Here is an 18,802-nt window from a genome sequence, read left to right as displayed (position 1 = left end):
AAACCTCCTTATGTTAAATCACTAAAATAATGTGTTCTTTTGCATAGTCGCTATTAATACAATAGCTTTTTTATGTTGAATTTACAAGCCAGACTCATCTAGCTGATAGCCTAATAAAACCAAAAAAACTAGTCACAAGTACAAAATTGTGGCTAGTTTCGTATGGCTTACTAATCTGGATAAACTGATAAATTCTCGGAATACACTTCGCCATTACGTAAAATTCGGTATTGACCCGTTCCATTACTTGAAATGTACATCAGTATTTTAATCGTTTTTGTTTCATCTAAACTTAACTCAGTATGCAGATTATTAATGTTATTTTTAGAGTCCCCAATGTAAATTTCAATTGTATTAGGTAAAGGCTCTAATTGTTCGACATCATCTTCTTCATAAGTGGGAACATATTCAATCTCAACGTTTTGTGTTGTTGTGACGACTTCCTCTTCTTCTGGCCCAGCAGACACGACTACGGCAATAACATCTCCTGGTACTAAAGGTGTACCATTACTTGGTGATTGACTAATAATCTGGCCTTCTGGTATGAAGTCACTGTATTCATATTCTGTTTCAACAGTTACACCATAAGCGGCTGCAAAGTTTTCAACCATATCGTAAGATAAATTATAGAAATCTTGCATAGTAAATGATTCAGAGTAACTACCCACAATTAATGTGATTGTTGTGTTTTCTGGGACAACTTTTGAACCTGGCTCAATACTTTGATCAAGTATTTTCCCTTCATCTTCAGGTCCAGAAGCTAAATCTCTTCGTTCAACAATAAAGTTTGCTTCTCTTAATTGACTACGTATCGGTTCATACATCTGGCCAATATAGTTACCAATTTCTACTTGTTCCTTCCCGTTACTCATTACAAGTTCAATGTCGCTATTTCTTTCAACTCTCTCATTACTACTTGGTGTTGTCGAAATCACATGACCCGCTTCAATCGTATTGTGCCACGCTTGTGTCACAGTACTTACAGTTAAATCAAACTCTGACAATATCTCTAGAGCTTCGCTCTGTGACATTTCAGTGACGTCTGGTACGTTCACATACCGCATCATCTGCGAGTATACATAATAGCCTCCACCAGCCATTAATAACAGGATTATGGCTGCAAATATCAAACCTAAAAATCCTCTTTTGCGTTTAGGTGCAGAGATGGGCGCCACTTCATCATAACTAGGATACACCGCCTCATCTAATGGTTCAGGAGCAGTGATCTGTTCTGCAAGTGCTTTGCTAGCACTAGTAATCGGCTTAATTGGTTTAACAATCATCGTTTCTTCTAAATTATCAGAAGGCTGAAACATTGCTTCATTCATTCGATTGGCACTCAAACTTGTACTTAAGTCTTGCAACATCTCTTGAACAGAGTTATAACGATCCTTCGGTTCTTTAGCGGTCGCTTTTAAAACAACGTTCTCCAAACTTTGAGGTATATAATTTAAATTCTCTCTAATTCTTGGAAATGGTTCTTGGAAATGCTTCAAAGCAATCGAAACTGCCGATTCTCCATCGAAAGGAACCGAACCAGTGATTAATTCATATAGAACAACACCTAAAGCATAAATGTCAGATTTAGTTGTCGCATTACTTCCACGTGCTTGTTCAGGTGATAAATAATGAACAGATCCAAGTAAAGTATTTGTTTGAGTGATTGACGTGTCAGATAAAGCAATGGCAATACCAAAGTCTGTAATCTTGACTTCATTTTGTCCTGTAATCAAAATATTCTGTGGTTTAATATCTCGGTGAATAATTCGATGTTTATGGGCAACATCAATACCAGAAAGAATTTGACTCATCACTGATACAACCAATTCTAAAGAAATTGGTGCATTCTGATGGATATAAGTTTTTAAATCCGTTCCTTTTACAAATTCCATAACAATATATTGTTGATTTTCTTCTTCATCAACGTCATACACTTCAACAATATTATGATGAAGTAACTGACTAGCGGACATCGCTTCTCTTTGAAAACGGCGAATCGCATCTTTGTTGTCTTGGAAGTCATATCTTAGAACTTTTACCGCGACATCACGGTCTAAAATCAAATCGTGCGCAAGGAAAACATTTGCCATACCGCCTTGTCCGACTGTGTCGGTCAATAAATAACGACCTGATAGTTTTTCTCCTATTTCCATTAGTGTTCGCCTCCGTCCGCCGACGTAGAATCCTGCGAAACTAGGATGAGTGTAATATTATCCATTCCACCCGCATCATTTGCTGCCCTAATCAACATCTCACCAAATTTATCTTCAAATCGGTGCTGATTAAATAAGTTGATTAAGCCTTCACGACTAACCATATTGGTTAATCCATCTGAACATAATAATAGCATTTCAATTTCAGATAAAGAAACTGTGTTTAATTCTGCTGAAACCGTTTCGGTTCCACCAATGGATTGTGTCACGACGTTTCTTCTTGGGTGATGATTCGCTTCTTCTTCAGTAATTTCTCCTGAACGGATTAATTCATTGACTAAAGAATGGTCTTCAGTAATTTGGGTTAAATCGCCTCGATAATATGTGTAAGCACGACTATCTCCTACGTGGGCAATCACAAAATGATTATCTACAGAAGCTGCCATAACTAATGTGGTTCCCATTCCGACTAATTCGGCATGTTCAACAGACTTCTTATAAATAAATTGGTTCACATCTTGGATTGCTTCCAGCATCCAATTTTGAAGGCTTTCTATCGTGAAGGCTGTTTCGATACTCTCGAACTTCTCTCCTAGATAGTTTGTTGTCATTCGACTTGCTACATCGCCTGCTTGATGACCGCCTACTCCATCACAGAGTATGAATAGATTCTGGTCGGCCTTAGAAGTATAATAGTCAGCATAGTCTTGATTAGATGTACGTCTCTTTCCAATATTGGAATGGACTGAAATTTTCATACTTTCACCTCGAATGTTACTTAATTGTTTTTAATTAATCGCGAAATAAAGAAACCATCAGTATGATACTGATTTGGCCAAATTCTAATTTGACCTTCGTTAGTCACGATATCAGATGGTACATTATCCTCTTCATTAAATTTGTCGATACTAAAATTAGGATGGCGTTGAATGAATTCTATTAAAGTTTGCTCGTTTTCTTCTACAGTCACTGTACATGTACTATAAACAAGCGTCCCTCCAACTTTCAGTAGGCTCGCCATATGTTCGAGTAACTCTGATTGAATCTGAGCTAGACCTAAAACATCATCCTGTGTTTTTTGATATTTAATTTCTGGTTTACGACGCATCAAACCTAAACCAGAGCAAGGAGCGTCTAAATATATAATATCATACAATCGGTCATTTTTAGGATTAAATTTCGTTGCATCACTGACATGCAATGTAACTTTATCTTCTAAATCCATACGGTGTAAATGTTCTGAGACTTTCTTAAGTTTACTTTCAGAGATATCCAATGCTGTTAAATGACCTTCGTTTAAGAAACTAGCGATATGCGTTGCCTTGCCACCCGGAGCTGAACAGGCATCTAGTACCTGCTCATTGCCTTTTAAGTTACCAACTGGTGCAACAAGCATTGAAGATTCATCTTGAATCGTTAAAAGACCATCAGCAAACGCTTGCGAATAAATCAAATTACCTTTTAGACAACGAATACCAAATGGTGATAAGGGACTTTCTTCTACGTCAAAACCTTCTGCTTTCAAGTCATCCATCAATTGACTTCGTTTGTCGACAGGTAAATTAATTCGAGCTGAAACAAAGGGTTCCTCAATTAAACTGGCTAATATCGCTTCTGTTTCTTCAAAGTTTTTCATTTCAAGTAATTTGTCCACGATCCACTTCTCAATACTATACTGGATAGATAATCTTTCTGAAACATCTGTGATATCCACAAATGACGGTCGCTCAGAACGTATAAAAGAACGCAATACACCATTCACAAAATTACCTAAACCTTGGTGGCCATTTGTTTTGGCAATTGATACTGCTTCATTCACCACTGCATGTGAAGGGATTCGATCTAAATACACCAATTGATAAACGGATAATCTCAACAAACTTTCTACCCATTTGTCTACTTTTCTATGTTTAATGTAAGGTTTTAAATAATAATTTAACGTGTACCTTCTTTGAATCACACCGTAGACAATTTTTACCAATAAACGATTATCTTGATTAGACAATTGAGAATCTTTCAGAAAACGATCGACAATAATATTCGAATACTGATGACGATGTTCAATTTGATCTAGCAACTTTAACGCATGCCAACGTAAATTGTCGGCAAATTTCTGTTCACTTTTCTGTCTAGTTTTCATTATCTTCTACTTTCTATTAATTAATGCTTTACCTCGAATTGTTTTCCTATAACACTTTCTGCTGGGTTACCTATTAAGAACGTTTGAATTGTCATACGTTTCTTTCCACTCTCTTGCCATTCTGAAATCGCATAATACGAATTGCCTCCACATTGAACAATTAAACGGCCCTCTTTTACTGCTACAATGCTTCCTGTCACCGCATCTTTAGTCGCATTGGTAAAATCAATCTCTTCACCCATCCAGATTTTTACTCGTTGTCCATCTAACCAGGTATAAGTTGATGGAAATGGTCGAAATCCTCTCACGTGGCGATCAACTTCACTTGCTGTCTCAGCCCAATTTAATTGTTCTTGTTCCTTAGTAATGGTTGGAGAAAAACTAACAGCATTCTCATCTTGGGGGACCGCTTGGATCTCACCCGCAAATAACTTCGGCAAAGTATCAAGCAATAAGTCTCGGCCTACAATCGCTAGCTTCTCAAACATAATCCCAACATCATCCGTTTTTCCGATAGGAATTGACTTTTGAGATAAAACATCTCCAGCATCCATTTTCTTAACCATATACATAATTGAAACACCTGTTTCTTGTTCACCTTTCCAAATAGCATAGTGAATCGGTGCTCCGCCACGGTACTTAGGCAATAATGAGGCATGAACATTGATTGCACCAAATGTTGGTGCTTCCAATAAACGTGTGGGGACAAATTGACCATAAGCAGCTGTTACAATTAAATCGGCCTTTAAATGAATAAGGGCTTCTAACTCTAGTGAGTGACTAATTTTTTCAGGTTGATAAACCTCAATATTATGTTCAACGGCCAGCTGTTTGACAGGGGGGGCAGTTAAGACACGCTTACGCCCTACTGGTCGATCGGGTTGTGTAACAACTGCTATCACGTCATGCTGACTATCGATTAAACCTTGCAAGACTTTGACTGAAAAATCTGGTGTTCCCATAAAAATAATTTTCTTGTTATCCATAAAAACCATCCTTGCTAAATAAAATATAAAGGCTCGTGATCAATATTCACTCGTAAGCCATGTTGTAATTCTTTTTGAGAAGTCATTAAGATGTCGTTCAATTGAGTTTGAAGCATTTCTTTATCCTTATACTTTAACATCAGTTGGAAATAATAATACTCATTAATTCTAGCAACCGGGCCTCGACTAGGTCCTAAAATTAAAAGGCTACGATTGGTCTCTTTCTCTTTATTATATAAAGCAGCCTTCAATTCATATATCTTCTCTTGTGCTTGCGATTGTCTCTTACTAGATACTGATATTAAAGTAGTAAAATAGTAAGGTGGATAATTCCCTATATGACGTCTTTTCATTTCATAGTAGAAGAATCTTTCAAAATCATGACTTTGTGCAAATTGCATGACATAATGATCTGGATTATATGTTTGAATGACTACTTCACCTAAATATTGCCCTCTACCGGTTCTACCGGCTACTTGTGTCAGTAGTTGAAATGTCTTCTCTCCTGCTCTAAAATCAGGCAGATTGAGCGATGTATCAGCGTTGATCACGCCTACCAAGGTGACTTTTTCAAAATCCAAGCCTTTGGCAATCATTTGTGTCCCCAGTAAAATGTCTGCATCGTGATCTGCGAATTGTTTTAATAATTTTTCATGCTGTCCTTTACGTCTGGTTGTATCATTATCCATTCGAATAATTCTCGATTCAGGAAACATCTCTTGAATTGTTTCGGCAACTTTTTGCGTTCCTAATCCAAATGTTCTTAAGTGAGTACTTTGACACTGTGAACATTGAGTCGGAACTCCTTGTTGATAATCACAGTAATGGCATTTCATTCGTCTATCATGTTTATGGTAAGTCAATGAAATATCACATCTTGGGCACTCTAACACATGACCACATTCGCGGCATAAGATATATGAGGCATAACCACGTCGATTCAGTAATAGTACGATTTGTTCTTTTTTGGCTAAGCGATCAGCTATCTTTTCTTTTAATATAGGCGAGATTTCATTGGTTGTTTCTCGTAGCATAACCTGTGTCATATCAATTATTTCTACTGGCGGTAAAGGTGCTTGATTCACTCTATTGGCCATTTTTATTAAAGTATAGCGTCCCACCTCAGCACGCGAACGACTTTCCAAAGAAGGTGTTGCACTACCGAGAACTAGAGGACAATGATGAAACTCACTACGCCATAAAGCGACATCTCGTGCATGGTAACGAGGATTATCGGCTTGTTTGTATGTTGTCTCGTGTTCCTCATCTATAATGATAATTCCAAGATTATTTAATGGTGCAAAAATTGAAGAACGAGCTCCTACAACAATGGTCGCTTCACCTTTAATTATGCGGCGCCATTCGTCGTACTTCTCACTCGTTGATAGACCGGAGTGTAATACCGCTACCCCTGATGAAAACCGTTCGGTCACTCTTGCAACCATTTGTGGCGTTAAGGAAATTTCAGGCACTAGTAGAATAGCTGCCTCTCCCCTATCCCTGGCATGAGCCATCAGTTGTAAATAAACTTCTGTTTTCCCACTACCAGTCACTCCCTCGAGTAAGAACGTCTGATTTTTTTCTTCCGTAATTGCGGTTTGAATTGCATTGAATGCTGTGGCTTGTTCTGGTAATAACTCACGCGCATTCGTTGCTACTACGTGGTTATTTTCTAAAGGATTGCGATAAACCTTCTTATCAATCCGCTCAAACCATCCTTTATCAATCATCGTACGAATTGTGGCTGTACTAACCGAAGCCAAGCGAGCCACATCATTCAAAGGAATACTATCCTGATTAACATCCTTTTCTTCTATATAATAACTTAATAACTGAGCTTGTTTAATGCTTCGTTTATCCAAACCTTCACGAATAGTGATCATCTCTTCACGAGAAATTAATGGACGAACATGAGCAATCTTTTTCTGAGTCGTTTGGTTTAACACACGATACTCAAGTTCAATTGTTTGAGTCTGAATAAGCTCTTTGAGTAACTGACTCGGTAATTTCTCTTCTAATATATGCTTTTCATATTCTTCTTGTTCATTTGCAGAAAACTCATCCGTATAAGTTTGACTCAACTTTCTAAACTTTTCTAAATTATGTATAACAAACACATTTTCATACTTGACTTTTAACATGTTGGGTAACATAGCTTGCAAAATTGAAATGCGAAATGCATGTAGATTCTGAGCGAGATGTTCACTCAATTGAAGCAACTCTGGACTTAAAAATGACACATAATCAAATACGCCAGTAATTGCTTTTAATTTCCCACTAAACTCCGTATCCTCACTAATACCAACTACGAAGCCTAATAATTGTCGTCTGCCGAACGGAACTTGAACGCGTATCCCCAATTGAATGATCGCATGCCATTGCTCTGGAACATGATAATCAAATGTTCGATTAACTTGTGCTGCAGGTATATCCACGATAACTTGAACAATCACAAACTCTCACCTCCATTTACTCTGCATCCTTTATCCTACACTAAAAAAGACTACTAGAAAAGTTATTAATATATAACTTTCCGTAGCAGTCTCTAATGTGACAACTTATTATTGTTGAATATCTAAAACGCCATTTACAACTTCTTCTAGCGCTTTACCAACTGGTTTAATTGATTGGTATGTATCCAATTGCATATTATCGTAAAGGCGCATTTCATGCGCTCTTTTACTTGCTAAGATGATTAAGCTATATTTTGAAGGAACTTTTTCCAACAAACTATCAATTGACGGATATAACATCATAATGATTCATCCCCTTTTTGAAAATATTTATGAATATCTGCTCTTATTTTGTCGACAACGCGTTCTACTTTCAAATGCTCACTTTGAATAATTGAGTTGATTTTTTCAACAGCTGTTTCTACTACGTCATTCACCACTACGTAGTCATAATGTTGCATCAGTTCAATTTCTTCTCGTGCTTTTTGCATTCGTTCATAGATAATTGCTGCGCCATCCGTTCCACGTCCTGTTATACGAGATTTAAGCTCTTGTAAGTTAGGAGGAGCTAAGAAAATGAATATTCCTTCAGGCATTTTCTGACGAACTTTTAAAGCACCCTGTACTTCGATTTCTAAAAAGACATCATTACCAGCGGCTAAGTTCTCTTCTATCTTTTGAATAGGAGTTCCATAATAGTTCCCTACGTATTCAGCGTGTTCCAATAAAGCATCCTGTTCAATTAATTTTTCGAATTCTTCCTTCGAAACAAAATAGTAATCGACGCCATCTTGTTCGCCTGGTCTTTTAACACGAGTCGTTGCCGATACAGAATAAACATAATTGAATATATTCTTTTTAAAGATTGCTGCTCTAACAGTTCCTTTTCCTACACCGGACGGACCTGATAATACAATTAACAATCCTCTCGTTGATGCCATGCTACCCCTCCAATGTGTTTTCTGCTAATTTAGTTATGAAGATTATCTTATCATAAAATCTGTCACCTTTAAAGCTGAGTGTCTAAATTAATGAAAATTCATGAAAATTCATTCGATTCTAATGATTAATTTCTAATTCAGTTTTTAATTGACCACTAACATTCTGTAATGACGATGGATCCAAAATTTCGTAGTAAATACCATTAATCATCGTTCCACTCCCACTTAACTGAAAGTTTTCAATAGTATTTATGGCACCTCGGTAGCCGTTAAAAATAGTGATCATATCTTCAAAAGTTACATCCGTTTGTACATTACCTTGTAAAGAAGCTAATATATCATTGTAATTCCATAATGTTGATATATTTAACGCCGCATGCAAGATACCATCAATTAATTGCCGCTGTCTAGCTTGCCTTCCGTAGTCTCCACCTGTATCGTAGCGATTTCTTGAATAAGCTAAGGCCATTTTACCATCCATATAGGTTGCTTGTCCTTCATAAAACTGGTAACTATCTTGACTAAAAGTATCCGTCGGAGCAATTGTAATGCCTCCTACTGAATCCACAATATCCGCAAATCCTTGCATATTAACCGAAACAGTAAAGTCAATTGGAATCCCCAATAATTCTTGGACTGTATTGACTGACATCGCTACACCACCAAAAGCATACGCATGGTTAATTTTATCTTCAGTTCCATAGCCAGCAATATTTGTTAGACTATCACGGGGAATACTAGTAATCGTCGTGCGATTAGTAGTTGGATTGACCGTTGCGACCATCATAACGTCAGAACGCCCTGCATCTACGCGCCCCATATCTCCTGTATCAATACCTAACAAAAGAACAGAGAAAGGCTGTGCTTCATTCTTTATGTCAATCACTTCCTCACGAACAGCCACCTGTTCAGCTGGTCGTTCAGTATACAAGACTTCCGTTGTTTCTTCTACATTACGGTAAATACTAAACGCATAAAAACCAGCAACTGCAATGGCTATTAGTAAAATTATAACGATGACTCCAAAACATCCCAAACGACGTTTGTGTCTTCGTTTTGGTTTAAGTCGACGATTTCTTGATGATCTAGTCCTCATATTTTCATTTACATTTGACAAACAAATGCCTCCTCAAGCGATTCTTATCGCTACAAAATAATTCGAAAAAGTTTCTTATTTATAATATCAAACTTTTATGATAAGACCAATACTATTTTGTGAAAAATACTTTAAAGTTTCGGGTCAATGACTAAGATTAAAGATTCTGACTCGCTGTTTTATAAAAAAACTGTTACAAGGAAGTGTAACTCCTAGCAACAGTTTCAAATATTAATTAATTTTCTAAACGTCTTCCGTTCAATTTATGCTCTAAGAGCCTCAATCCTCTTCATCATTGTCCTTATCCATATCCTTGACTTTCATCATACGAGTGACATTTGCTCGCTCAGTTTCCTCAAGTTTCATTTCGATAAAGTAAATTGTTTCTTCAAGTTGTGGGATTGTACGAAACTCTAAACTATTTACCCTTCGACGTGTTTTCTCGATTTCATCTGCCATCAACTGACAGGTTTTCTCGATCTCAGCTAACGTCAACAAATCATCGAGCGAAGCAGAGATTTCATCAATTGCCTCATCCATTCCACTATTTGAATTCAAATAACTATAATACGCTCTATCGGTTTGTCCATGTTCATAGACATCCGTGTGCATTTTAGGTACTCTAACACTCATTATTGAATCAATACGTATTCTCAAGCTGATTTCTTTTGTCGGAACAGCAAATAAGCCTTGAACCATTTGATCGTTTTCTAATGACTTAGCCAGAACAAAGTCTTGCATACTTCCCACCAGACTATTCTCTACTTTTTCGCGCAGCTCATTATTTTGACGAATTAGTTTGATAAACTGGCGCATTAATTCATCTTGTTTGTCTTTCAATAACTTATGTCCGCTAGTTGCAGTGACTAATTGACTTTTTAAACGCCGCAATTCCATACGAGTAGGCTTTACATTTAACTTGGCCAAGAGTTATTCACCCTCTTTTTCGCTAAGATATTCGTCAATCATATCATCCTTAATTCGTTTCAACTCAGTTCTAGGGAGCAATGATAATAAGTCCCAAGCTAAATCAAGTGTCTCTTCTATTGATCGGTTAGTATAAAATCCTTGGTTAATATACTCTTCTTCAAATCTTTCTGTAAACTCAACGTACTTACGGTCTGTCGCAGATAAAGCCGCTTCCCCAAGAATTGCTTCAAGCTCTTTCGCTTCTTTTCCAGTTGCATAAGCTGCAAACAGCTGGTTCATCGTGGGCGCATGATCTTTACGTGTCTTTCCTTCTCCGGAGCCTTTATCTTTCAGTCGTGATAGTGAAGGCAACACATTAATAGGCGGTCGATACCCACTATTGTATAAGTCGCGATCGAGAATAATTTGACCTTCTGTAATGTAGCCAGTTAAGTCAGGGATTGGATGTGTAATATCATCCTCTGGCATAGAAAGTATTGGAATTTGAGTTACTGAACCAGATTTACCCACCAAACGGCCCGCTCTTTCATATAAACTTGATAAGTTAGTATACAGATAGCCTGGATAACCACGACGACCTGGCACTTCGCGACGGGCAGCCGATACTTCTCGTAGAGCCTCACAGTAATTGGTCATATCCGTCATAATTACTAAGACATGCATACCTTTTTCATAAGCCAGATATTCAGCTGTGGTTAAGGCAATTTTAGGTGTCGCAATTCTTTCAATTGCAGGGTCATTTGCCAAATTTATAAATAAAACTGAACGATCAATCGCTCCTGTTTTACGTAAATCATTCACGAAAAACTCTGCTTCCTCAAAAGTAGTTCCCATTGCAGCAAAAACCACTGCGAAATTTTCATCAGAATTTAAGACAGTTGCTTGTCTTGCAATTTGAGCAGCTAATTCCTGATGGGGCAAACCAGATCCAGAGAAAACCGGTAATTTTTGCCCACGAACGAGCGTATTTAAATGGTCAATCGCTGATATTCCAGTCTGAATAAATTCGTCTGGAAAGTCACGAGCGACTGGGTTAATCGCTTGTCCATCAATATCAAGATGCTTTTCTGCAATGATTTCTGGTCCATCATCCATAATTTTTCCCATTCCGTCAAAGACACGACCAATCATATCTTCAGACACTGGTAAATGTAAAGAACGACCAGAGAAGCGAATTTTTGAACTTTCTAAGTTAATGCCAGCTGAGCCTTCGAACAGCTGAACCATTGCCTTATCTTCGTCAACCTCAAGAACTTGACCTTGTCTTACTTCTCCATCCTGCATTTGTACTTCTACTTGTTCATTAAACTTGACGCCTTCGACGCCTTCAACAATCATTAGGGGACCAACGACTTCTTTAGCTGTACGATATTCTTTTATTCTTGCCATCAGTCCTCACCTCCACTTTGGATGACTTGACGAATTGTTAATTCTATTTCTCGGTTTAAGGCTTCTATTTCACTGATTCTTTCTTCATTTATAAATTTACTTCGGGCAATACGATCACGTAAATCTTCGGTTCCATTCATAATATCTTGATAATAAGATCCTAAATCAATTGCTTCATTAGCTTCATGGTCGAAGGTTAGAATATTCGTTAACATTGCAATTTGTTTTTTAAAGGATGTATATGTATCAACATCATCAAATGCATTCTGTTGCAAATAGTCTTCACGAATCATTTTCGCTGTATTAAGTGTTAAACGGTCGCGGTCCGATAGAGCTTCCACGCCAACTAGACGTACAATTTCATTCAGCTCATCTTCTCTTTGAAGCAAATTCATCGCCCGAGTCACTTTTTCACTCCATTTGATACCGTACTCTTTGTTTAAGTACTGACCGATGTCATCGGAATATAAAGAATATGAATTTAACCAATGAACCGAAGGGAAGTGTCTTCTTTGAGCTAATGAAGCGTCTAATCCCCAGAAAACTTTGACGATACGTAAAGTATTTTGAGTGACAGGTTCAGACGTATCGCCGCCGGGTGGAGAAACGGCTCCAATCGCCGTGATAGTCCCTTCTCTGGATTCAGACCCAATCGTTTCAATGCGTCCAGCTCGCTCATAATATTCCGCGATTCGACTTCCTAGATAAGCTGGATAGCCTTCGTCACCTGGCATTTCTTCCAAACGTCCAGACATCTCACGTAAAGCTTCTGCCCAACGTGAAGTTGAATCAGCCATAATCGCTACTGAATAGCCCATATCTCTGAAGTACTCAGCAATCGTTATTCCTGTGTAAATAGACGCTTCACGAGCAGCTACTGGCATGTTTGACGTATTCGCAATTAATATTGTTCGTTCCATAATTGACTCTCCAGTATTGGGATCAATTAGCTCAGGGAATTCATTAAGTACATCTGTCATTTCGTTACCGCGTTCACCACAGCCCACATAAACGACAATATCAACATTTGAAAACTTGGCAATTTGATGCTGAACAACCGTTTTACCGGCTCCAAATGGACCAGGGACAGCTGCTGCTCCACCCTTTGCAACCGGGAAGAAAGTATCAATAACTCTTTGCCCAGTAACCAGTGGTTCTGTTGGGATTAGTTTCTTTTTGAAAGGGCGACCTTGACGAACAGGCCACTTTTGCATCATAGTTCCTTCGAATTCCTCTCCGTTGTCTAAATTCAAGACATAAACGATATCTTTAATTGTGTAATCTCCAGAACTTATGTGCTTGATAGTGCCTGATTTGCCAACTGGAACCATAATACGGTGTTCAATAACTTTAGTTTCTTGAATGACCCCTAATATATCGCCAGCTTGGACATAGTCACCTTCATTTTTTCTTGAGACAAATTGCCACTTTTGTTCACGGTCCAAGACATCAATTTCCTCACCACGAATTAAATAATCACTTTTTGTGGTTTCCATAAAAGCTTTTAATGGACGTTGGATTCCATCAAACATATTAGTAATTAAACCTGGACCTAATTCTACTGATAATGGGCTACCTGTCGTAATAACTGGTTCGCCGGGTCCAATACCTGATGTTTCCTCATATACTTGTATGGAGGCCTTATCTCTTCTCATTTCAATGATTTCGCCAATGAGTCCCAATTTACCCACTCGACAAATATCTTGAATATTTGCATCTTGCATACCTGAGGCAACAACAAGTGGTCCTGAAACTTTTATCACTTTACCTTGACTCAATACATTCCCTCCTTGTGTTTGTATTTTTTTCATAATCTATAAAATATCCTGCCCGACAGCTTTTTTGACATTTTCTTGAATTCTTGCAGCTCCAATTCCTAAACGCCCTTTATGTGTCGGTATTAGTATTATTGCTGGTGTGACTTGTGTATCATAATAACGAAGCAGTTCTGGAAGCAGTTCTGCAATATTTTCAGTTAAATAAATAATGCCATAATTACTTTTAGCTAGCTGTTTGATTAATTTCTCTGCTTCTTGAGCTTCATTGACAGGATATGTATCAAAACCGATGATTTGAAAAGGTAATATCGCATCACCATTTCCTACGACAGCAATTTTATATTGTTTCGCCATAAATCGGTTTCATCCTCTCTTTAATTTGTTCATTAGATAATTGATTGACTCGACCTGCCAAAATAAGTCTCAAATTTTTCACTTCCATTTGCTTACCATACAAAAACCTTAAAACTGGCATTGGTCCTGTCGTTTCACGTCTCTTTTCATGTAAAAAGCTATGAGTATAAATACTTTGGAGCTCCTCTAGCTCAAAACTTTGAATGGAGCCGTCTCTCATTTTATCTTGATAAAATGCAAACGATTTATCAAAGGGTAATTGATTAATTGAATCAAACCAAACGTGTAATTGTGAATTTTCAACCATTTGAACAAACGTTCTCGAATCATACGATCCATCGTCAGACATGATTTCGATTAAATCACTCATTGCTGAATCATGGTCTAAACCTCTTCTAACCGAAATGACATTGTAAAAATCAATCAAAACATTGACTAAATTAGTAATGTCTGGGTGATTAAGAGTGTGTTCAATTTGCCGTAAATGTTTAAAGTAGGCATTATCCATACCTATGTCCAAGGCTTCCACTACTTGATAATGGCCATAGCTCTTCCAGGTACTTTCAATTTCTTTCACGACTGATGGATCCAACACAGATGATTCTAAGGTTTGAACAACGTGTCGCAATTCACTCATCGAGAAGCGACCAATCGGAATCAACAAGTGGTTTAAATCCTTGTCTGTGGCCCGCATCAAGAGTAACATCTTCAAATTATGATAAATAAATTTCAATGCAAAAATATCAACCACTTCTGGAATTGGTGACTCTTCATAAGCGAACTGAAATTCATTGATTAACTCGTTCATTAGTCGATTTTCAATTCTTGAAGTGTCAGATAAATCACTCAAACTAAATCGATAATCCGTATTCTGTAAAAGTAAATGTAAACTTTCTTCGTCAACAGCGTTTATTAATTTTTCAATATCTATTTTGGATAGCAGGGTTGATTCTTTAACGCTAATGAGTGTATTAAGTTCTGTAAATTGTTCAGCGTCCACAAACACTCCCCCTATTCTTCACCAAATACTTCTTTTGCTACGCTTAGGTTTATAGCTTTACGAGTATCGTTAACTAATTCTGTATATAAATAGTTATAGTCAATTCGATCTTCTGTTAATACAAATCCACCTTCTCTAGGATAGGTTTCTTCCGAAATTTTCACATTTGGAAATTGCTCAGAGAAATGAGTTAAGTCCTCATCTGTTAGCACTTCTCTTGTGAGATTCCCGAATTTTAAAGTTAAATCAGCATCTTCATACTTAGTAAGAACTTTTTTCATAAACGACAGGTGTTCTTCACTAGACCACGCAGTTAGCATGTCAACTGCTCCATTAAATAAAGTACCTAAAACTTGTTGCTTACTATTTAATGAAGTCAGGCGCTGTTGGTTGGATATTTGTTGCATTTTACGCATATGTTCGCCTTTTAATTCATTAATTTTAAGCCGTCTAAGTACTTCTTTATCATGTAACAATTGCTCTCGTTTATGTTCGTATTCTTTGATATGTTCTTGCTGAGCTCTCTCAAGTTTTAGTTGGCCCTTTTCATTCGCTTGGGTTAGGACAGAATCTTTTAATTGAGTTAATTCGCTCATATAATACGTCCTCTCTAATTAAACATTGGATTGTAAGATAAATGAAATTACGAAGGCTAAGATAGCGTACATTTCAACCATAGAACACAAGATTATCCCACGGCTATTCTCTTCTGGTCTCTTAGCTAAAATACCCATTGATGACACAGCAACGTCAGCTTGATTACCTGCTGAATAATAGCCCACAACCGCAATCGGCAATGCAGCTACAAAATAGCTAACGCCTGTACTCAATGCCATATCTGTCGTGATGTTTGTCAAAATTAAGAAACCAATTACGAATCCGTAAAGGCCTTGTGATGCCGGCATTAACTGTAAAATTAAAGCTTGCGCAAATTTTTCTGGTTCTTCTTTCAACAAAGCTGCTGCTGACTGTCCGACTAGACCTAATCCTCTAGCGGATGAAACACCACATAAAGTGACAGCTAAAAAGACTCCCAATCCGGCAAAAAAAGCACCACCGTATTGACTAAAATAACTTGAAATATATTCCATATTACAATTCCTCCGTACTGTTAGTATTTTGTTGTAAATCTACGTATTTTTCTTCTGTTTTTAAGGGCTTAAATGGATTGCCATTTCCTGTGTAAAATTTCCCGAAAAATTCTACGAAAATTAACCTTAGACTGTGAACAGCTGCAGTTAGCATCGATAAAAATAAATTGAAAATATGTAAAGCCATAAAAATAACTGCACCTATAGTAAATCGTCCTACTGGGGGTAAATAAGCAACAATCATATTAAATGCAGCTGCGATACTCACACCTGAAAGTCCTAAGGCCATCAATCTTGAATAACTAATGACATCACCAAAGTAACTGACCCCATTAATCAAGCCAAGTAATCCACCACCGATACCAGTGATACTACCGGCATCTATAATGCTTCCAATGAAAATACCAATGAGACTTAATCCTGCAATAACTCCACCTACAGTGGATAACGCTGATAATGCTGGAAAGAAATTCCCTATTATTAGCATAATGATTCCCAATATAATAAGTATCCAGGCTAAACCTTCAGTAAAAGCTATAGCAAATTTCCTATCCTGTGCTTTCAAGTAAACATTGAGTCCGAATGCAATAAGTAGATGGACGAAGCCAATGCCGATGGACAATATCATTACAATGGTTATATCATTATTAATATCAATTAACTGGAATGGCATCGTAAAACCAAAGAATGAACCATATATTAAGCCCCATAGAATAATGGACCAAGAAAGTATATGGACTAATTTTACGGTGTTTTTTTGAGAACGATTTAATTTTAATAACTTTAAGGGGATTGCGGTGACTGTTGCTAGTAAGAGGCCATAACCAAAATCTGCCACCATCATGCCAAAAAAGATGAAAAAGAAAGGCATTACTAATGGAGTTGGATCTATTTCTCGATAATTAGGTAGACCATACATTGTCGTTAACATTTCGAAAGGCTCGATTAAACCATTGTTTTTAAGTTTAGTCGGTACACTGTCCAAATCTGCATCAGAGATGTCAGCTACTTTTACGACAATCTTTTCTCCAAAATTTCGTTTGAGTAAAGAAAGAAAACCTTCTGTATTTTCAACTTCTAGCCAGCCCTGTACAGAAACTAAGTGTTGAGTTCTAGCAATTTGTAATTTTGCTTGTTCTCTAAAACTTAGATTAGCAACATATTCATATTGCAATTTCAACTCTGCAAGTAAGCTGTGTGAATTTTTTAATTCGTTGAGAATATCCTCCCGATTCTTTTTATTACGCTTAATACTCTCTTCCAATTCAATAATTTTTTCCGCTGGTAATTTATTAGAGGTATATTCAAACGGTGTAAATTGATAATCTTTTAAATCCTGAATAATTGCTTTATCTTCGTAATCTTTTAAAAAGATAATAACTCCATAATCATGTTCATCAATAAACACTGTCTCATGTTCCAAATCGACATTTTCACGAATATAATTGATAAATTGGTCTTCATTCGTACTAGGTATCGTCCCAACTAATGCTCGAACGTATTGAAATCGATTTAATTCATTAGGGGTAACTGTTAAGGGTTTCCATTTTCTTAAGCCTTCTAATTGATTTTTAGTCGAAATGATTTTTTCTCCTAAATCGTTATAGGTTTCAGTTAAATGATTGACGCGATCAACAATATGGTATTCATCAAATGTTGAGCCACTCATTTCAATTTCATTAAAAGTAACAGAGGGCTTTGCTTGTTTCAATTTTTCGAAAAAAGATGGCTGCGTTATATAATCTTCGATCTGAAGAATCGCTCTTTCAATTCTTTGTCGTCTTTTTGTCAACTCTTGCAGTATTTCTTGGTCAGTTAAGGGTTTTTCGTTCGTTTGGTCATAATCGTCTATTAATTCTAGTGTTTCATTATTAACAGTTTTCCAATCTTTTAATTCGTTAAGATTGATGATCTGTACTTGTTGTAACTCCTGAACTACTTTTAAGACAGCATCCAATTCCGTCTCAGGAGCAAGCAACGTCACTTTATTCATTGGACTAATCGCCATATCTACTCACCACCTCCTGAACAATTTGTTGAACAAGATCATTTTTACGATTTGTTAACGCTTGTTCTCGTTTTTGTTTATTAGTCTCAATTGTTCTATTCAACTTTAATTCTGCTTCATTCAATTCTTGTTCCTGTTTCTCGCGTAAATTAGACAACATTACTTCAGTTTCATGATCAAAAATCACTTCGTCTTCTGCCAACTTATCCTCAATCTCAAGCCGAGACTCTGCAATTTTTTCATCATAGATAAGCTTTATTTTTCTTGCTTCATCTTCAATTGCTTGAATAACTTGTAAAGTTGTTTTCGGCATACAACCACCCCCTATAATTAGACTATTTATAACGTACATTTTAATTATAACAAAAAGCACTGATGTTTACAGGTTTTTAATACTTTTTTTATTTGGTAATCGTTTTCTAAAAAACATTACTTTTCACATTACTAAAAATAACTGTTGACTTTCAGAACGCCTGTTCGTAT

Annotated in this window: 17 protein-coding genes; all 17 read right to left on the bottom strand. The window is 36.9% G+C overall.

Annotation, left to right across the window (positions count from 1 at the left end):
- Positions 1–170: 170 nt before the first annotated feature.
- The 17 genes from pknB to ACTQ45_RS01975 all read right to left on the bottom strand — a co-directional run bounded on the left by pknB (position 171) and on the right by ACTQ45_RS01975 (position 18,632).
- The gene (pknB, locus tag ACTQ45_RS02055) at positions 171–2,153 is read right to left on the bottom strand and encodes a Stk1 family PASTA domain-containing Ser/Thr kinase (RefSeq protein ID WP_441762826.1); all 1,983 of its coding nucleotides are present in this window, start codon (positions 2,151–2,153) and stop codon (positions 171–173) included.
- Positions 2,153–2,911 (bottom strand): Stp1/IreP family PP2C-type Ser/Thr phosphatase, encoded by a 759-nt coding sequence (locus ACTQ45_RS02050; protein ID WP_441750273.1) that lies wholly within the window; start codon positions 2,909–2,911, stop codon positions 2,153–2,155. The genes pknB and ACTQ45_RS02050 overlap by 1 nt, the downstream gene beginning before the upstream one ends.
- A gap of 20 nt (positions 2,912–2,931) precedes the next feature.
- Positions 2,932–4,293, bottom strand: coding sequence for a 16S rRNA (cytosine(967)-C(5))-methyltransferase RsmB (rsmB, locus tag ACTQ45_RS02045; protein ID WP_441762825.1), 1,362 nt, complete (start codon positions 4,291–4,293; stop codon positions 2,932–2,934).
- A 20-nt stretch (positions 4,294–4,313) separates the two neighbouring features.
- Positions 4,314–5,279 carry a methionyl-tRNA formyltransferase gene (gene fmt / locus ACTQ45_RS02040; protein ID WP_441762824.1) on the bottom strand — a complete coding sequence of 322 codons (966 nt, stop codon included), beginning with the start codon at positions 5,277–5,279 and terminating at the stop codon, positions 4,314–4,316.
- A gap of 14 nt (positions 5,280–5,293) precedes the next feature.
- Positions 5,294–7,732 carry a primosomal protein N' gene (gene priA, locus ACTQ45_RS02035; protein ID WP_441750269.1) on the bottom strand — a complete coding sequence of 813 codons (2,439 nt, stop codon included), beginning with the start codon at positions 7,730–7,732 and terminating at the stop codon, positions 5,294–5,296.
- Between the two features lie 108 nt (positions 7,733–7,840).
- Positions 7,841–8,035: a DNA-directed RNA polymerase subunit omega gene (gene rpoZ, locus ACTQ45_RS02030; RefSeq protein ID WP_441750268.1), complete on the bottom strand. Its 195-nt coding sequence runs from the start codon at positions 8,033–8,035 to the stop codon at positions 7,841–7,843.
- Positions 8,032–8,673 carry a guanylate kinase gene (gene gmk, locus ACTQ45_RS02025; protein WP_441750267.1) on the bottom strand — a complete coding sequence of 214 codons (642 nt, stop codon included), beginning with the start codon at positions 8,671–8,673 and terminating at the stop codon, positions 8,032–8,034. Before gmk ends, rpoZ begins: the two co-directional genes overlap by 4 nt.
- Positions 8,674–8,791: 118 nt before the next feature.
- The gene (locus ACTQ45_RS02020) at positions 8,792–9,790 is read right to left on the bottom strand and encodes an LCP family glycopolymer transferase (RefSeq protein ID WP_441762823.1); all 999 of its coding nucleotides are present in this window, start codon (positions 9,788–9,790) and stop codon (positions 8,792–8,794) included.
- Positions 9,791–10,048: 258 nt separating this feature from the next.
- On the bottom strand, positions 10,049–10,696 hold the full coding sequence (locus tag ACTQ45_RS02015; protein WP_441762822.1) for a V-type ATP synthase subunit D: 648 nt from the start codon (positions 10,694–10,696) through the stop codon (positions 10,049–10,051).
- Positions 10,697–10,699: 3 nt separating this feature from the next.
- Positions 10,700–12,088 carry a V-type ATP synthase subunit B gene (locus tag ACTQ45_RS02010; RefSeq protein WP_441762821.1) on the bottom strand — a complete coding sequence of 463 codons (1,389 nt, stop codon included), beginning with the start codon at positions 12,086–12,088 and terminating at the stop codon, positions 10,700–10,702.
- A complete protein-coding gene (locus ACTQ45_RS02005) occupies positions 12,088–13,866 on the bottom strand; it encodes a V-type ATP synthase subunit A (RefSeq protein ID WP_441763023.1) in 1,779 nt (592 codons plus the stop codon). Before ACTQ45_RS02005 ends, ACTQ45_RS02010 begins: the two co-directional genes overlap by 1 nt.
- A 36-nt stretch (positions 13,867–13,902) precedes the next feature.
- Positions 13,903–14,220, bottom strand: coding sequence for a V-type ATP synthase subunit F (locus tag ACTQ45_RS02000; RefSeq protein ID WP_441762820.1), 318 nt, complete (start codon positions 14,218–14,220; stop codon positions 13,903–13,905).
- Positions 14,204–15,220: a V-type ATPase subunit gene (locus ACTQ45_RS01995; protein WP_441750260.1), complete on the bottom strand. Its 1,017-nt coding sequence runs from the start codon at positions 15,218–15,220 to the stop codon at positions 14,204–14,206. The genes ACTQ45_RS02000 and ACTQ45_RS01995 overlap by 17 nt, the downstream gene beginning before the upstream one ends.
- Before the next feature lie 11 nt (positions 15,221–15,231).
- A complete protein-coding gene (locus ACTQ45_RS01990; protein WP_441762819.1) occupies positions 15,232–15,816 on the bottom strand; it encodes a hypothetical protein in 585 nt (194 codons plus the stop codon).
- An 18-nt stretch (positions 15,817–15,834) separates the two neighbouring features.
- On the bottom strand, positions 15,835–16,311 hold the full coding sequence (locus ACTQ45_RS01985) for a V-type ATP synthase subunit K (RefSeq protein ID WP_441750258.1): 477 nt from the start codon (positions 16,309–16,311) through the stop codon (positions 15,835–15,837).
- A gap of 1 nt (position 16,312) precedes the next feature.
- Positions 16,313–18,319, bottom strand: coding sequence for a V-type ATP synthase subunit I (locus tag ACTQ45_RS01980; RefSeq protein ID WP_441762818.1), 2,007 nt, complete (start codon positions 18,317–18,319; stop codon positions 16,313–16,315).
- Positions 18,309–18,632 carry a hypothetical protein gene (locus tag ACTQ45_RS01975; protein WP_441750256.1) on the bottom strand — a complete coding sequence of 108 codons (324 nt, stop codon included), beginning with the start codon at positions 18,630–18,632 and terminating at the stop codon, positions 18,309–18,311. Before ACTQ45_RS01975 ends, ACTQ45_RS01980 begins: the two co-directional genes overlap by 11 nt.
- Between the last annotated feature and the right edge of the window lie 170 nt (positions 18,633–18,802).

The organism is Fundicoccus sp. Sow4_D5 (genome assembly GCF_052116365.1).
Taxonomy (GTDB): Bacteria; Bacillota; Bacilli; order Lactobacillales; family Aerococcaceae; genus Fundicoccus.
This window is presented reverse-complemented; position numbering and strand designations above follow the sequence as displayed.

What these genes read in the sequence shown, in the direction of transcription:
- pknB (WP_441762826.1), bottom strand. Translation starts at nt 2,153, where the DNA reads ATGGAAATAGGAGAAAAACTATCAGGTCGTTATTTATTGACCGACACA.
- ACTQ45_RS02050 (WP_441750273.1), bottom strand. Translation starts at nt 2,911, where the DNA reads ATGAAAATTTCAGTCCATTCCAATATTGGAAAGAGACGTACATCTAAT.
- rsmB (WP_441762825.1), bottom strand. Translation starts at nt 4,293, where the DNA reads ATGAAAACTAGACAGAAAAGTGAACAGAAATTTGCCGACAATTTACGT.
- fmt (WP_441762824.1), bottom strand. Translation starts at nt 5,279, where the DNA reads ATGGATAACAAGAAAATTATTTTTATGGGAACACCAGATTTTTCAGTC.
- rpoZ (WP_441750268.1), bottom strand. Translation starts at nt 8,035, where the DNA reads ATGATGTTATATCCGTCAATTGATAGTTTGTTGGAAAAAGTTCCTTCA.
- gmk (WP_441750267.1), bottom strand. Translation starts at nt 8,673, where the DNA reads ATGGCATCAACGAGAGGATTGTTAATTGTATTATCAGGTCCGTCCGGT.
- ACTQ45_RS02010 (WP_441762821.1), bottom strand. Translation starts at nt 12,088, where the DNA reads ATGGCAAGAATAAAAGAATATCGTACAGCTAAAGAAGTCGTTGGTCCC.
- ACTQ45_RS02000 (WP_441762820.1), bottom strand. Translation starts at nt 14,220, where the DNA reads ATGGCGAAACAATATAAAATTGCTGTCGTAGGAAATGGTGATGCGATA.
- ACTQ45_RS01990 (WP_441762819.1), bottom strand. Translation starts at nt 15,816, where the DNA reads ATGAGCGAATTAACTCAATTAAAAGATTCTGTCCTAACCCAAGCGAAT.
- ACTQ45_RS01985 (WP_441750258.1), bottom strand. Translation starts at nt 16,311, where the DNA reads ATGGAATATATTTCAAGTTATTTTAGTCAATACGGTGGTGCTTTTTTT.
- ACTQ45_RS01980 (WP_441762818.1), bottom strand. Translation starts at nt 18,319, where the DNA reads ATGGCGATTAGTCCAATGAATAAAGTGACGTTGCTTGCTCCTGAGACG.
- ACTQ45_RS01975 (WP_441750256.1), bottom strand. Translation starts at nt 18,632, where the DNA reads ATGCCGAAAACAACTTTACAAGTTATTCAAGCAATTGAAGATGAAGCA.